The organism is Vibrio sp. GLN_1, assembly GCF_043106015.1.
In the GTDB taxonomy this organism is placed as follows: Bacteria; Pseudomonadota; Gammaproteobacteria; order Enterobacterales; family Vibrionaceae; genus Vibrio; species Vibrio parahaemolyticus.
On sequence record NZ_JBICMD010000036.1, the window covers coordinates 411,386 to 427,540 of the forward strand.

Sequence of the window (16,155 nt, forward strand, 5' to 3'; positions counted from 1 at the left end):
AGCGGCTCTTTTTTATAGCGCATTGGTCAGTGCGGGCTGTGTTTCAACGGCAATTGCCGCTATCTCTTCCAAAACCTCTGGATTCGCAATTGCGCCGATATTTTTAACTGTCTGACCATTCACGACCTGCTTTACTGCCAGTTCAACCGTTTTGCCGGAACGCGTTCGTGGAATATCACTGAGTGCGAAGATCTTGCGCGGGACATGTCGCGGTGAGCACTTCGTTTTCAACGTTTGGCGGATCAAGTCAGTCAGTTGTGGCGTTAACTCAACACTTTGGCTTAATTTGACGAATAACCAGATCTCTTCAGATTGCTGGCTCAACTTACCGACGGCAATCGAATCTTCGATACCCGATAGCGCGTTCACTTGTTGATAGATTTCTGCTGTGCCAATACGTACTCCGCCGGGATTGAGCGTTGCGTCACTTCGGCCGTAGAAGATAAAGCCGCCGTTTGCGGTTTGCATGACGTCATCACCGTGGTGCCAAGTATCCGCAAATTTGCTCCAGTAAGCATCGTGATAACGTTCGCCATTGTCATGCCAAAAGCCGATAGGAAAGTTTGGCAGCGAGTTGTTACATGTCAGTTCTCCGCGTTGTGAAACTACTTCGCTCCCTGCGTCATCAAGTACTTTTACCTTGTTGCCGAGCCCCGCACCTTGGCATTCCCCTTTGTAGACGGGAGAGATCGGGTTACCGAGAACAAAGCAGCCACAAATGTCGGTTCCGCCTGCGATGGAAGCTAAGTGTAAATCCTGTTTGATATGTTGATAAACGTAACTGAACTGCTCTGGATAGAGCACGGAACCTGTAGAGCATAAGGTCTTCAGCGAATCCAAATTATGCTCTGACCGAGGCGAATAATTGGCTTGCTCAAGCGCTTCGAGATACTTTGCAGAGGTGCCAAACAGTGACACCGACTGTTCTTCCGCCAAGCGCCAAAGCACAGAATGGTCGGGGGACACGGGGCTACCGTCGTAAATCACCAACGTGGCACCGCTCGCGAGTGCGGAAACATGCCAGTTCCACATCATCCAACCACAAGTGGTGTAGTAGAAAACCTTGTCGAGAGGTTTAACATCGCAGTGCAGCTGATGTTCTTTCAAATGATTGAGTAAGGTTCCACCTACGGAATGGACAATGCACTTAGGCTGCCCTGTGGTTCCTGACGAATATAAAATGAATAACGGGTCATTAAACAGTACTGGTTGGTAGCGAATGGCTTGTGGAGCAATGTGTTCAGACAACTCGTTCCATGTGACGAAGTCGGAGTCGGATCGTTCGTCTCTTGGTTTTAATTCGTTGCTTGGCGTTAAATAGTCAATTTGGCAAACGCTGATGGTGTTTCCGAGTTTGCTGCTAATCGCTCGGTTTTTTTGCGTCATATCGAAGATGTTGCCGCCAAATTGGTAGCCATTACAACAAAACAATACTTTGGGGGCCACTTGGCCGAAACGCTCTAACACGCTGTCGACGCCAAAATCTGGAGAGGTCGATGTCCAAATAGCACCGAGGCTGGTGGTCGCAAGCATCGCGATTACGGTCTCAGGAAGGTAGGGCAAGTAGGCCGCCACGACATCTCCTTTGCCGACACCATTTGCAATCAACCATTGTTGGACGATGGACACTTGCTCAATCAACTGTTGACCAGAGAGCTGTTTTTGCTCGCCACTTTCATTGCTGAAAACAATCAATTGTCGCTCTGGTGATTGCTCAGCGTGTACAAGTAAATTCTGAGCGTAGTTAAGGGTTGTATCGTAGAACCAAACCGTATCTCTGTTGATATTTGGTGAGTTTGAATCGCTCCATTTTGGCTCGCCTAAACTTTTGACTTGTGAACCTAACTTGCCAACGACTTTACAAAATTGCCAAGTGTGCTGCCAAAATGCGTCATTGTGTTCAATAGACCAGCGGTGTAATGACGCATAATCTCTAATCTCATTACTTGTGCTGCTTCGTACATTAGTGCTCTCGATAAATCGAAGCAGGTTACTGTCTCTGACTCGCTCAGCAGATGGCGACCAAATAGGAGTTTGGCTTGGCATAGTTCCCTCTATATTCAATCCATTGTTAACTTACGTTGATCAAAAAGGGCGAGCATCATCATGCTCGCCCTTAGTCGGTTTATTTATAGCTGTTCAGCGAGCTGAGGCAATATCTCAAACAGATCGCCGACTAACCCATAATCTGCCACTTCGAAGATTGGGGAGTCTGGATCTTTGTTGATCGCAACAATCACTTTCGACTCTTTCATGCCGGCGAGGTGTTGGATTGCACCAGAGATTCCGACGGCAATGTAAAGCTTAGGCGCGACGATTTTGCCGGTTTGACCGACTTGTAAGTCGTTAGCGACAAAACCTGCATCGACGGCAGCGCGAGACGCGCCAATCGCCGCGCCGAGTTTGTCGGCGACTTTTTCGATAAGTTCGAAGTTCTCTTTGCTGCCCACGCCACGACCGCCAGAAATTACGATTTCAGCAGCCGTCAGTTCAGGCCGTTCAGATACCGTTTTGTCGATAGAAACTAGCTCCACGACAGGGGATTGAGCCGAGGTTTGCTGATGCTCAATATCGACTTGGCTGTTGCAAGCAACAGGATCAAAAGCAGATGCGCGCACGGTGACCACACGTAAACTGTCATTTGAAATCACTTTAGCGAAAGCGTTGCCCGCATAAATTGGGCGTATAAACGTTTTGTCATCCACCACTTGAACGATGTCAGAGATTTGCCCAACACCACATTTAGCGGCGATACGTGGCGCAAGATCTTTCCCTTTTGATGAAGAGTTTGCCCAGATGCCGTCAAATCCGTCGGCTAGCCCTGACACAACAGGAGCAATATTTTCGGCGAATTGGTGCACCAGCGATTCGTCGTCAATGCAAATCACTTTAGCAATGCCATCAACTTGGCTTGCTTGTTGGGCAACGTCTTCACACTGATAACCAACCACGAGCAATGTGTTATCTTGGCCCGCTTGACTAGCGGCATTCACGACTTTCAACGTATCGGCGTGCAGTTGGTTGTTGTCATGTTCTGCAATAATTAGATTTTTCATGAAATCACCTTCGCTTCGTTACGTAGCTTATCGAGAAGTTCTGAAACAGACTCCACTTTGATACCGGCTTTTCTTTGCGCTGGTGGGGTAACTTCCGTGATGGTTTGGCTAAACACAACTTCAACGCCCAAGCTCTCTGGTGTGATCGTGTCGAGGGGCTTACGTTTGGCCTTCATGATATTAGGTAGGGAAGCGAAGCGAGGCTCGTTTAAACGCAAATCAGTGCTGATCACCGCTGGCAAGTTCATTGCTACCGTCATCAATCCACCATCGACTTCTCGCACCACCTGCACTTTTTGGTCTTCAATTTTTACATCTGATGCAAAAGTAGCCTGAGGCCAGTCAAGCAAAGCGGCCAGCATCTGCGCGACTTGGTTGTTGTCCGTATCGATCGATTGTTTGCCGGTGATCACCAGTTGGGCTTGCTCTTGTTCAACAATCGCTTTGAGCAACTTGGACACCACGAGCGGCTCAATCTTGTCCGCCGTGTCGATATGAATCGCGCGATCTGCTCCTAGTGCTAGGGCCGTGCGCAATTGTTCCTGACATTGTGTGCCGCCAGCACTCACAACGATGACTTCTTCTGCAATCCCTTGCTCTTTTAGTCGCACCGCTTCTTCAACGGCGATTTCGCAAAACGGGTTGATAGTCATCTTGACGTTATTGGTTTCAACATCGCTGTTGTCCGGTTTAACACGGACCTTAATGTAGGGATCAATGACCCTTTTAATTGGCACTAGTATTTTCACGTTAGATTCCTTTTTACAGTGAAGACTATGTGTTGACGTCTTTAAAATGATGTTAATTTACCTTTACGTTTGCGTCAACTTTAAATATATTGTTGATTAACAAGTTGGCAACATGCAAAAGAAGAAGGGAATACAACCATGGAAAGAGACTGCATGGAGTTTGATGTTCTGATTGTTGGTGCGGGCCCGGCAGGCTTGTCTGCTGCTTGCCGTATCAAACAGTTGGCAATGGAAAAAGACCAAGAAATCTCAGTTTGTGTTGTAGAGAAAGGTTCGGAAGTGGGGGCGCACATTCTCTCTGGCGCGGTGTTTGAAACGCGCAGTTTGGATGAGTTGTTTCCGGATTGGAAAGAAAAGGACGCGCCGCTCAATACCAAAGTCAATCAAGATAAAACCTACTATTTAAGTAACGAACTTAACGGTCATGAACTGCCAACGTGGGCAGTGCCTAATACGCTGCATAACGATGGTAATTACATCATCAGTTTAGGTAGTTTGTGCCGTTGGATGGCAACCCAAGCAGAAAATTTAGGGGTAGAAATCTATCCAGGTTTTAGTGCCAGTGAGGCAATATTTGATGATCAAAACCGTGTTTGTGGCGTGATCACAGGAGATATGGGGCTCGACAAAAACGGCGAGCAAAAAGCCAATTTCGAGCCGGGTATCGAACTTCGAGCTAAGTTTACTCTGTTTGCTGAAGGGGCTCGTGGCCATATTGGTAAGCAATTGATTAACAAATTTAATCTCGCTGAAGATAAAACGCCACAGCACTATGCGATTGGCTTTAAAGAGCTGTGGGAAATACCTGCAGAGCAACATCAGCAAGGATTGGTTGTTCATGGATTAGGTTGGCCGTTGGCAAACGAAGCCAGTGGTGGCAGTTATCTTTATCATCTTGAGGGCAACCAAGTCGCAGTTGGTCTGATTGTTGACCTTAATTACGAAAATCCCCACCTGAGTCCGTTTGACGAATTTCAGCGTTTTAAACATCACCCGATGATTGAGCAGTATCTTCAAAACGGTAAGCGCATCAGCTATGGGGCTAGGGCGATTGCCAAAGGCGGCTTTCATTCCCTTCCGACCCAACAATTTGCGGGTGGACTATTGATTGGCTGTGATGCTGGCACGCTCAATAGCGCGAAAATCAAAGGCACGCATACCGCGATGAAGTCGGGGGTACTCGCCGCTGAAGCCGTTTTTGAAGCGATTTCAAATCAATCGGTTATTGCCGACTACCAAAGCCATTTCAAACAGTCATGGCTATATGAAGAGCTTTATCAAGCACGCAATTTCTCTAGCGGAATACACCGTTTTGGCTCTTGGTTAGGTGGTGGTTTAGCGATGTTGGAACACAACGTGTTAAAAGGCAAAGCAAAGTGGAATGTACGTTGTGAACATCCCGATCATCAGTCTTTGATTCTGGCGGAAAACAGCAATGAGATCCTCTATCCGAAGCCTGATGGCGTGTTGAGTTTCGACCGTCTTTCTTCCGTCTATTTATCCAATATTTTCCATGAAGAAGACCAACCGTGTCATTTGCAGCTTGCCAGCCAGCGCATTCCTATCGAACAGAACTTGGCGCTCTATGCCGAGCCCGCTCAACGCTACTGTCCTGCTGGGGTGTATGAAATTGTAGAAGGTGCAGAGCAAGCCGAATTACAGATTAATGCGGCGAACTGTATTCACTGTAAAACCTGCGATATCAAAGACCCAAGTCAAAACATCACCTGGACTCCTCCTGAAGGTGGTGGTGGTCCCAACTACCCAAATATGTAGTGGTCTGAGAATAGTTTTTATTAACAACTTATTTACTTAAAGTTTGCGTCAGTTCAAATCTTTATCGGTGAACTCGATTGCAACTTAATCTTCAAGGCACTATTCTGATTTTAAATTGACGTTTACGTAAACTGAATTAAAAGTTGATGCATAGGTGTAGAAGCGGTTACCAGTATCAAAGTGAAGTTTGATATCGAAATAGTGCTCAAGGAAACGCACTCAAAATGAAAGGGAGATCAACTATGGTATCGGAAACACCTCTTTTGCAGGTAAACGATATTTCATTGGCCTTTGGTGGGGTGAAAGCGTTAACCGACGTGAGCTTCCATGTGAACGAGAAGGAAATTTTCTCAATCATCGGTCCCAATGGTGCAGGTAAAACTTCGATGCTCAACTGCATCTCTGGCCGATACACTCCGAACAAAGGGTCGGTCATCTTTGCTGGAAACGACGTAACCAAACGTACCCCGAGCCAACGCGCTGAGTTAGGTCTGGGCAGAACCTTCCAGAACTTAGCACTTTTCTCACATATGTCAGTGCTCGACAACATCATGGTTGGCCGACACCACCTGTTGAAAAACAACTTCGTGACAGGCCCGCTTTACTGGTTCTCTAACGCGCAAAAAGAAGAGATGGCACACCGCAAATACGTGGAAGATGTCATCGATTTTCTTGAAATCCAACACATCCGCAAAGCCACCGCTGGCACGCTTTCTTACGGTTTACGTAAACGTGTCGAGCTTGCACGCGCAATAGCGTTAAGACCAAAACTTCTTTTACTCGATGAGCCGATGGCCGGTATGAACCTTGAAGAAAAGGAAGACATGGCACGTTACATCATGGATCTGAACGAAGAACTCGACATCACCATCATCATGATCGAACACGACATGGGCGTAGTCATGGATATCTCCAATCGGGTGCTCGTTTTGGACTTTGGTAAACACATTGCGATGGGGGAGCCAGAAGAAGTCATGGCGAATCCACACGTGAAACAAGCTTATTTGGGTGAAGAACTTCCGACATTAGAGGAGAGTGCATAATGGCACAGCAACATAATGATTGGGCAGATATAACCAGCTTAGATACCTTTCCAAAAGTGTTGCAGCACAACGCCAAGCACTGGCCAGATCAGGTCGCAATGCGCGAGAAGGAATTTGGTATTTGGCGAGAATTTACTTGGCAGGATTATGAAGACCGAGTCAAGTGGATGGCGCTTGCACTACAAGATTTAGGTGTTGGTGAGCAAGACGTTGTGGGGCTTTTAGGCGACAACCGACCTGAATGGGTGTGGGGCGAACTGGCCGCGCATGCAATCAAAGGTTATTCACTGGGCATCTATCAAGACTCGATGCACGAGGAAGTGGCGTATTTAATCAACTATGCCAAAGCGAAAGTAGTGATTGCAGAAGATGAAGAGCAATGTGACAAGTTGCTTGAGTTGGGCGATGAGATCCCGAGCGTTGAGTTCATCATTTATTGTGATCCACGCGGAATGCGCAAGTACGATGATCCAAGGCTTATCGATGTCGAGAAAGCGTATAAAAAAGGTCAGTTAATCGACAAAGCTGACCCTGACAAATATCTGAATATGGTTGCGGCAACCAAAGGCAGCGATCTTTCGATTCTTTGTACCACTTCGGGTACGACTTCTAAACCAAAGCTCGCACAGCTTCACAGCGGCACGTTTTTGGATCACTGTGCGGCTTATCTTCGTGCCGATCCACGTTCTCCAGGTGATAACTACGTTTCTGTACTGCCTCTGCCTTGGATCATGGAGCAGGTGTATGTGGTTGGTCAGGCGTTGATTTCACGTCAAATCGTCAACTTCGTGGAAGAACAAGAAACCATGATGTCGGACTTACGCGAGATTGGCCCGAACTTTGTGCTGCTTGCACCGCGAGTATGGGAAAACATTGTGGCGGACGTCTCTGCACGCATGATGGATTCCACACCGTTCAAGCAGAAGATGTACAAACTCGGTATGAGCTTAGCGAACAAAGCGCTGGATCAAGGCAAATGCTCTAAGCTGGCGGAATGGATTTTACTGCGTGCCCTGCGTGACCGTTTAGGTTTCTCGAATCTGTCTTCTGCGGCTACCGGTGGTGCGGCAATGGGGCCAGATACTTTCCGTTACCTGCAAGCTATCGGTGTGCCACTCAAACAGCTTTATGGCCAGACCGAAATGTGTGGTGCGTACACCGTACACCAAGCCGATGACGTGGATTACGATTCAGTCGGTGTCGCATTTGACAATGCCGACGTGAAAGTCATCAACCCAGACAGTAATGGGGTGGGTGAGATCATCGCGAAAAGTACCGGCATGTTTACCGGCTATCTCAATAACCAAGCGGCGTACGATGAAGATGTTCAAGATGGTTGGATGCATACCGGCGATGCGGGCTACTTTAAAGATACTGGTCACTTAGTGGTGATTGACCGTCTGAAAGACATGTCGGAAACCAGCCATGGCGACCGTTACTCTCCGCAGTTCATTGAAAACAAACTCAAGTTCTCGCCATTTATCGCAGAAGCGGTGGTGGTGGGCAAAGGCCGACCTTGGCTCTCTGCAATTATCTGTATCCGTTACGCGATTGTCGCCAAGTGGGCGGAGCAAAAGGGCATTGCATTCACCAACTACACCAACCTTTCTTCGCAGCCTGAAGTCTATCAAGCGATTCGCGAAGAAGTGCTGAAAGTGAATGAATCGCTGCCAGATGCGCAGAAGATCAGCAAATTCATTCTGCTTTATAAAGAGCTGGACGCGGATGACGGCGAGTTGACTCGTACACGTAAAGTGCGTCGTGGTGTGGTTGCGGAGAAATACGGTGACATCATCGAAACCATTTACAGCGCAGCGCCGACTGTGGACGTCGATACGGTGATCACTTATCAGGATGGAACCAAGACACGCATTCAAACGTCGCTGGTGATAGAAACGCTTATTCAACATGAGCTGACACTGGTGGATAGCGAACAACGGAGGATCGCATAGTGAATACGGATTTATTACTGCAACTCGTCATTAATGGCGTGATCGTCGGCATGTTGTATGGCGTGGTCGCCATGTGCTTTGTACTGATTTACAAATCAACTCAGGTGGTGAACTTTGCTCAGGGTGAGTTTCTACTAATCGGCGCGTGGGTGTGTTGGGCTGCATTGGTTCATCTACAACTGCCATTTTTCGTCGGCTTCTTACTCACGCTTGCCTTTATGATGGTGTTTGGTATCGCCGTGCAAACCATTGTGCTCAGGCCGTTGATTGGTGAGCCGATCATCTCGGTGATTATGGTGACGATTGGTTTGTCGATGTTCTTCCAAGCGTTGATGAAGTGGATGTTTGGTGTATCGGCGGTGTCGTACCCACAGGTATTCGAAACTAACGTCGTCAATATTGGTGGTTTGAACGTGGAATTTGCTTACATCCTCAGTTTGATCTTCTCGATGATCATCATGGGTGCGTTCTACTGGTTCTTCAAATTCAGCAAAATGGGTTTGGCGATGCGTGCGACGGCATTTAACCAGCAGGTCGCCCAGAGTCTCGGCATTTCCATCAAGAAAGTGTTCGCCATCAGTTGGGCTATTTCGGCGATGGTATCCGCGACAGCAGGGATTGTTATTGGGATCGTAAATGGCGTATCAGACGCGCTATCTATCATCGGCATCAAAGTGTTCCCAGCGGTTATTTTGGGTGGCTTGGATTCCGTGGTTGGCGCAATCGTCGGTGGCATCACCATCGGGGTGCTGGAGAACTTGGCTGAGTTCTTTGATAGCCAATACTTGCAAGTCGGCAACCTTTACAACATCGCACCTTTCTATGTGCTGTTAATCATTCTTGCCTTCAAGCCATACGGCCTGTTTGGTACCAAAGATATTGAGCGTATTTAAGGAGAAATAACATGGCTCAACTTAGCATGCGCCCATGTGGGGATTTTCGAACCACATATAAAAGCGATACGCCAATTTTTGAAACCAAAACCATACGACGCTTAGCAATCGCCGGTGTGATTGCCATGCTGGCCGCGCCTCTGGTACTGGATATTTACTTCCTCAATCTGTTCATTCAGATTGCGTATCTCGGTATCGCGGCGCTTGGTCTGAACATTCTGGTCGGTTTTACCGGGCAAATATCATTAGGTCACGGTGCGTTCTTTGGTTTTGGTGCATTTGCATCGGCCTGGCTGAACAACCAGTACAACATTCCGGTCGTGCTTGCGATTCCGCTAGCGGGTTACCTGACGATGATTGTCGGGATGATATTTGGCCTGCCAGCGGCACGCATCAAAGGGCTTTACCTTGCTATCGCAACTTTAGCGGCACAATTTATTCTGGAAGATTTCTTTGCCCGCGCAGAATGGTTCAGTGGTGGTTCATACGGTGCGAGTGCCAGCCCAATCAACCTGTTTGGCTTCGAGTTCTCGACCGATGAAAGCTTTTTCTATGTTGCACTGTTTGCGCTGATCTTTATGTATCTATGGGCTTCCAACCTCATCCGTTCTCGTGATGGTCGTGCGTTTGTTTCGGTACGCGATCATTACCTATCGGCTGAAATCATGGGTATCAACCTGACTAAATATCGTCTGCTCTCTTTTGGAGTGTGTGCGTTTTATGCAGGCATCGGCGGCGCGCTCTACGGGCATTACTTAGGGTTCGTTTCTGCCGAAGGCTTCACCATCATGATGTCTATTCAGTTCCTCGCGATGATCATCATCGGTGGTCTGGGATCGGTGAAAGGTACATTGATGGGCACGATCTTCATCGTATTGCTACCGGAGGTTTTAGAGTTTGGTGTGACGGGGCTGGCAGCGTTTAGCGATAACACGTCGTTCATTGATGGACTTGCTTACTTCAAAGAAATGGCGATTGGTCTGGTCATCATGCTGTTCCTGATTTTTGAACCTCAAGGATTGTCGCATCGCTGGCAACAAATTCGAGCATATTGGAAACACTATCCGTTTTCTTATTAACGTGTACTTAAGTGGAATATACCTAAATAACAAGGACAACGAGTTATGAACAAAGGACATTTAGCGACAACGTTGGTGCTATCTTCGGCGCTGTTTACTACCGCATCTTGGGCAAAAGATTCCGTATTTGTCGGGCATCTGGTGGATTTCTCTGGTCCTACTGCTTATGTGAGTAAGCCTTATGGCTCTGGCGTGCGAGATGCTTTGCAGTGGATCAACCAAAATGGTGGCATCAACGGTACTGAGCTGGAATTTGAAACGGTGGATATGGCGTACAAAGTGCCAGTGGCGATTTCTAACTACAAACGTTGGGTTGCGCGTAAAAACATGGTCGCGATGCAAGGGTGGGGCACAGCAGATACCGAAGCGCTGATCTCATTCGTAACCAAAGACAAAGTGCCGGTATTTTCGGCATCTTACTCAGGCCACCTAACGGACCCTACTGGTAAAAACCCGAAAACAGCCAAGCCCGCTCCCTATAACTTTTTCTATGGCGCGTCTTATTCAGATGCCTGTCGTGCATTGGTGAAATGGGCGAAAGAGGATTGGGAATCAAAAGGCAATACCACGGCACCTAAATTTACTCACATTGGTGATAACCATCCGTTCCCGAATGCACCAAAAGACGCGTGTGCGGAATACGCCAAAGAGCTGGGTTTTGAAGTGCAAAATCCTGTGGTTGTGTCGCTCAAACCGGGTGATTTCAAAGCGCAATGTCTGTCGTTAAAAGAATCCGGCACCAACTACGGTTACATCGCCAACTTAGGTGGCTCAGTCATTTCACTAGTGAAGTCGTGTAACACGGTTGGCACGGAATTCCAGTACATGGCGAATATCTGGGGTGGTGATAAACCCGTAATTGAAGCGGCAGGTGACGGTCTGAAAGATTACGTGTTCCCAGGTATGACGGCATTCTGGGGCGACGATAGCGAAGGCATGAAGCTGGTTCAGCAAATCTCCAAACTGTCCGAATCTGAGCCGGGCGAGTTCCGAACTCACCATTACATTCGCGGCGTTTGCTCAGCGTTCTACATGAAAGAAGCGATGGAATGGGCGAAGGACAATGGCGGCATTACGGGTGAAAACATCAAGAAAGGCATGTACGTTCACAAAAACTGGGTTCCAAAAGGTCTAGAGGGCGTGTGTATTCCTGCTAACTGGCAACCAGAAGATCACCGCGGCACAACCACCGTAAACGTGTTTATGGGTAATAACCAAGGCGGTGCAGTAGACATCAAGAAAGTGTCTCAGGTGACATTGTCTCGCCGTGACGATTGGCTAGGTTACTAACAACAAAACAAGAACAGGTGAGGGGATGCGATATACATCATCCCTTCTCCTGAACAAGGAGTGGCTTGATGAGTGAATTGGCAAGGGATATAGAACCAGCGGAGATCTTACTCTCGGTAAACAACATCGAAGTGGTCTACGACGAAGTTATTTTGGTTCTGCGTGGCGTGAGCCTTGAAGTACCTAAAGGTCAAATCGTGACGCTGTTAGGCGCGAACGGGGCAGGTAAATCGACCACACTAAAAGCCATTTCGGGTTTGTTAAAAACCGAAGATGGTGAAGTGACTCGCGGTGAAATTAACTTCATGGGCGAGCGTATCGATAACAAAAGCCCAGAAGAGATTGTCCGTTCGGGCATTTTCCAAGTGATGGAAGGGCGTAGAATCGTCGAAGACATGACGGTTATCGAGAACCTTCGTTTAGGTGCGTTTACCCGCAACGACAACGAGGTCGAGAAAGACATCGAAATGGTGTTTGACTACTTCCCTCGACTCAAAGAACGTACTGGTCTCGCGGGCTATTTGTCGGGCGGTGAGCAGCAGATGTTGGCTATTGGCCGCGCATTGATGGCGCGCCCGAAAATGGTCTTACTTGATGAGCCGTCGATGGGGCTTTCACCACTGTTGGTGAAGGAAGTGTTCAGCATCATCGAAAAGATCAACAAAGACCAAGGCATTACCATGTTGTTGGTGGAACAGAACGCGAACTTTGCGCTGCATGCTGCTGATTATGGCTACATCATGGAGTCAGGCAAGATTGTGCTCGATGGTACTAAACATGAGCTGCTTAATAACGAAGACGTGAAAGAGTTCTATCTGGGTGGCGGCGATGAAGAGCGCAAGAGCTTCAAGAATCTTAAGTCTTACAAACGTCGTAAGCGCTGGTTGTAAGGAGTGGTGATGAACGAATTATTCGATGCAAAAGAGTCTTTGTCTCCTGCTGAGAGAGAAGATTCGTTGTTTCAACCCTTGCCGACACTGATTGAAAACGCAAAAGCGAACAGCGAGCACTACGGCAACATTTTTGCTGATATCGACGCCTCAATCGCAAGTAATCGTGAAGGGCTCGCCCAGTTTCCGATCACTCGCAAATTCAATGTCCCAAGCCAGCAGCAACTCAAGCCGCCATTTGGTGGCTTAAACAGCATTGCGATTGGTCAGATGGCGCGCGTATTTCAATCTCCAGGCCCATTGTATGAGGCACAAACGGATGAAGCTGACTTCTGGCGTATGGGACGTGCGTTTCATGCGGCTGGGTTTCGCCGTGGAGATTTAGTCCATAACACGCTTTCTTATCATTTCTCTCCGGGTGGATTCATTATGGATGGCGGTGCTAGAGCGTGTGGCTGCGCGGTATTTCCGGCAGGCGTCGGCAATACCGAAGCGCAGATTGAAGCGATCAAACAGCTTCAGCCAACTGGCTACACCGGGACACCATCTTACCTAATTACGTTGCTAACCAAGTATCAAGAGCAATATGGTGAGAAGCCGAGCATTACTAAGGCTCTGGTTTCTGGAGAAGCGGTCACGGCAGACATGCAAAAAGCGTTTTCAGACATGGGCATTGCAGTGTCTCAAGCGTATGCGAGCGCCGAACTTGGTTTGATTGCGTATCAAGTTGCAGGCGAGCAAGGCTTAGTGATTGCTGAAGATATTATTGTCGAAATCGTTGATCCCGACGGTATCCCAGTCCTACCGGGAGAAGTTGGTGAAGTGGTGGTTACCTCGCTTGATGAGAAATTTCCGCTGATTCGCTACGCAACGGGAGATTTATCGGCTTATTTAGACTCAGACTCCGATTCGCCACGCACAAATGCGCGAATAAAGGGTTGGATGGGTCGTGCGGACTCAGCGGTGAAAGTCAAAGGTCTGTTTGTGTATCCGCATCAGATTCAAGAAGTCTGTCGTCGCCACGATATTAAAGGCTCCTTGAAGATTGAGCGTGACGGCTTCAGCGATACCATCACATTCTGTTGTCATGATGTACATGTATCAGCAGAGGACATTCAAGCGACACTTCAATCCGTCACCAAACTGAAAGGCAATGTTCAGTTTGTCGCAAACGATGCGGATCAGCCCTTGATCAATGATTTGCGCAGTTAGATGAATAATAAGAACAGTCACGTCATTAACAACGTTAAACATCAACACTAGGCTATCAACGAAAAAGGGATACCGAGATTCATCGCGTATCCCTTTCTTTTTTTGAGTGCATGCTTTTGTTGAATGTGTGCATGTAAGCGAGAACAAGAACGATGAAAAGCAAAGATTCACCAATCATCAATGAACAATTTTGGGATGCGCTGTTTTTCAACGGCACGATGCCTTGGGATCGTAACCAAACGCCAAACGAGCTGAAGCACTACTTAAAACGCATTGCTGACAAGGCTCACTCGGTGTTTATCCCCGGCTGCGGCGCAGCTTATGAAGTATCGCATTTTGTCGATTGCGGACATGACGTTATCGCGATGGATTACAGCGCAGAAGCCGTCAATCTTGCGAAATCTCGGCTTGGTCAATATCAAGATAAAGTGATGTTGGGTGATGTGTTCAGTGCTGAATTCTCAAAGCCGTTTGATGTGATTTATGAGCGCGCATTTTTAGCCGCACTGCCGAGAAAGATGTGGGATGATTACTTTGCGATGATTGAGCGTTTGCTACCAAGTAATGGCTTGCTGGTGGGGTATTTTGTTATCAGCGACGACTACCGATCGCGTTTTCCTCCTTTTTGTTTGCGTAGCGGAGAGCTTGAACAAAGGCTAGAGGCCAACTTCAACCTAATCGAAAGCGCACCCGTTACCGACAGCGTTGATGTCTTTAAAGGTAAAGAACAGTGGATGGTGTGGCAGAAGAAATGAGGTCATGGCGATTCAATCTGACATTGTTGGTGATCTTTAGTTGTCCAATTACCTATTAGTAGTTTAGCAGTTGACTCATTTTTGGATTAGATATGGAGACAAAGATTATACCGAACAGACACCTTGCTATCCTCGAACTCCATTGCCTAGACTTTAATCTGATTACCCATGCTAAACGAAGGTATTCTTCATGAAAATAATGTCTAAATGTAATGTGTTCGTTATCTCTTTATTCACTTTGGGGCTTTTAGGCTGCGCAAGCACGAAAGACAATATGGTGGCCAAAGGGTTTCCTGTTCAATATGCAGAGGGTTTTGATGACGGGTGTCACAGTGGATACAAAGCGGCTGGAAGCTTGTTTGATGAATTTAAGAAAGACATTTCCCGATTTAACTCTGATAAAAAGTATGCTCAAGGTTGGTCTGATGGATTCAGACAGTGTGAGAGTGAACAGGAAGCAATTGAGCGTCAAACCCGAATAACAATAGAGCAGCAAAAACTAATTGAACAACGCAAAGCCAATGAGCGCTCAGAGACATATCTTCTTGAAAAACATGCATTAGAAGGAGTCGATACAAGCGGACTTGAGAGTTTAACCCCCAAGTAGCGGTGGAGTATTGTGATTGCGAGTCGATGTGCTTTCCATACATTTAGTATTTCGCAAAACGACGTAGATGTATGGAATGGGCAGCAGTCGTTTACTATAACTGGCGGTCGCGCGGAACTTCACTTTGCCCAAAGACAGGCTGAGTCTCGTATGGTCAAATAGCGATAGCAGCTGACGTTTGGTTACCCCCCATAATAGGTAGAAAGGTATTCCAGAATGGCTTCTCGGTCGTCGCCTGATAAATCTTCCATACCTTGCTCTTCAATCATCCAGTCGAGGATTTCATCCCATCTTTGGCGGCTTAGTCCTTGTTGTGTGACCATGTGTAACGAATGACAGGCTGAGCAGACTGCAGCGACGAGATCCATATTCTCTCCCGGCGTTAATATCCCATCACCTGGCGATTTAACCTCCAATCCTGATGACGTCATATTCCAATTGGGTGGTGTCGGGTTTTTCGTTGCAAGCCATGCAATGATAGCCGCGCGCGCACCGGGATCTGTTACGCCAGGGAAGACCATGTTGGTTCCTGGCGCGAAGTCATTCGGAGCGGATAAAAATGCGTCCAACTTTTCAGCGTCCCACTTTCCTTGATGTTGTCTAATTCCGTCGCTGTAATTGAAGCCCTCAAAACTGGCGATATTGCGCTCCGCTAGCCCCCATAAGGGCGGGCCAACCAGCGTTACGCCATTCGACTCAAATTGATGGCAGGCTTTACAAACCATGGCTTGCTTCTCGCCTGCTGCAATCAACTCTTCATTGCTCGCCAGGACAGGGGCGCTCAACAAAGCCAAAAGGGTGAAAGCGAGCGGGAGTACCCGCTCTGATGGTTGTTTTGTTCTCACCGTGTCAT

General features: G+C 47.6%; 14 protein-coding genes. 10 read left to right on the forward strand and 4 right to left on the reverse strand.

Going from position 1 to position 16,155, the window contains the following annotated elements:
- Positions 1 to 12: 12 nt before the first annotated feature.
- From ACF8OV_RS19725 to ACF8OV_RS19735, 3 genes are all read right to left on the reverse strand, one after another.
- Positions 13 to 2,046, reverse strand: a complete 2,034-nt coding sequence (locus tag ACF8OV_RS19725; protein ID WP_203503344.1) for an acetoacetate--CoA ligase — start codon at positions 2,044 to 2,046, stop codon at positions 13 to 15.
- Between the two features lie 83 nt (positions 2,047 to 2,129).
- Complete coding sequence (locus tag ACF8OV_RS19730; protein WP_029851901.1) at positions 2,130 to 3,056, reverse strand: electron transfer flavoprotein subunit alpha/FixB family protein; 927 nt, start codon at positions 3,054 to 3,056, stop codon at positions 2,130 to 2,132.
- Positions 3,053 to 3,805, reverse strand: a complete 753-nt coding sequence (locus ACF8OV_RS19735; RefSeq protein ID WP_017447395.1) for an electron transfer flavoprotein subunit beta/FixA family protein — start codon at positions 3,803 to 3,805, stop codon at positions 3,053 to 3,055. Before ACF8OV_RS19735 ends, ACF8OV_RS19730 begins: the two co-directional genes overlap by 4 nt.
- Positions 3,806 to 3,943: 138 nt before the next feature.
- Here ACF8OV_RS19735 and ACF8OV_RS19740 point away from each other — a divergent pair, with 138 nt between their 5' ends.
- From ACF8OV_RS19740 to ACF8OV_RS19785, 10 genes are all read left to right on the forward strand, one after another.
- Positions 3,944 to 5,581: an electron transfer flavoprotein-ubiquinone oxidoreductase gene (locus ACF8OV_RS19740; protein WP_203503341.1), complete on the forward strand. Its 1,638-nt coding sequence runs from the start codon at positions 3,944 to 3,946 to the stop codon at positions 5,579 to 5,581.
- A gap of 242 nt (positions 5,582 to 5,823) precedes the next feature.
- Complete coding sequence (locus ACF8OV_RS19745; RefSeq protein ID WP_005463591.1) at positions 5,824 to 6,624, forward strand: ABC transporter ATP-binding protein; 801 nt, start codon at positions 5,824 to 5,826, stop codon at positions 6,622 to 6,624.
- Positions 6,624 to 8,576 (forward strand): long-chain fatty acid--CoA ligase, encoded by a 1,953-nt coding sequence (locus ACF8OV_RS19750; protein WP_203503339.1) that lies wholly within the window; start codon positions 6,624 to 6,626, stop codon positions 8,574 to 8,576. Before ACF8OV_RS19745 ends, ACF8OV_RS19750 begins: the two co-directional genes overlap by 1 nt.
- A complete protein-coding gene (locus ACF8OV_RS19755) occupies positions 8,576 to 9,469 on the forward strand; it encodes a branched-chain amino acid ABC transporter permease (protein WP_005463595.1) in 894 nt (297 codons plus the stop codon). The genes ACF8OV_RS19750 and ACF8OV_RS19755 overlap by 1 nt, the downstream gene beginning before the upstream one ends.
- Before the next feature lie 11 nt (positions 9,470 to 9,480).
- Positions 9,481 to 10,548, forward strand: a complete 1,068-nt coding sequence (locus ACF8OV_RS19760; protein WP_203503337.1) for a branched-chain amino acid ABC transporter permease — start codon at positions 9,481 to 9,483, stop codon at positions 10,546 to 10,548.
- A 45-nt stretch (positions 10,549 to 10,593) separates the two neighbouring features.
- On the forward strand, positions 10,594 to 11,838 hold the full coding sequence (locus ACF8OV_RS19765) for an ABC transporter substrate-binding protein (RefSeq protein WP_005499215.1): 1,245 nt from the start codon (positions 10,594 to 10,596) through the stop codon (positions 11,836 to 11,838).
- 68 nt (positions 11,839 to 11,906) lie between these two features.
- Entirely contained in the window at positions 11,907 to 12,728 is an 822-nt protein-coding gene (locus tag ACF8OV_RS19770) for an ABC transporter ATP-binding protein (protein ID WP_203503335.1), read from the forward strand.
- Between the two features lie 9 nt (positions 12,729 to 12,737).
- Positions 12,738 to 13,940, forward strand: a complete 1,203-nt coding sequence (locus ACF8OV_RS19775; protein ID WP_025499751.1) for a phenylacetate--CoA ligase family protein — start codon at positions 12,738 to 12,740, stop codon at positions 13,938 to 13,940.
- 152 nt (positions 13,941 to 14,092) lie between these two features.
- Positions 14,093 to 14,695, forward strand: coding sequence for a methyltransferase domain-containing protein (locus tag ACF8OV_RS19780; RefSeq protein WP_203503333.1), 603 nt, complete (start codon positions 14,093 to 14,095; stop codon positions 14,693 to 14,695).
- A 190-nt stretch (positions 14,696 to 14,885) separates the two neighbouring features.
- Complete coding sequence (locus ACF8OV_RS19785; RefSeq protein ID WP_020838025.1) at positions 14,886 to 15,302, forward strand: hypothetical protein; 417 nt, start codon at positions 14,886 to 14,888, stop codon at positions 15,300 to 15,302.
- 182 nt (positions 15,303 to 15,484) lie between these two features.
- On the opposite strand, the gene ACF8OV_RS19790 is transcribed toward ACF8OV_RS19785, so the two are convergent.
- Complete coding sequence (locus ACF8OV_RS19790) at positions 15,485 to 16,147, reverse strand: cytochrome c family protein (protein WP_203503325.1); 663 nt, start codon at positions 16,145 to 16,147, stop codon at positions 15,485 to 15,487.
- Positions 16,148 to 16,155 lie beyond the last annotated feature (8 nt).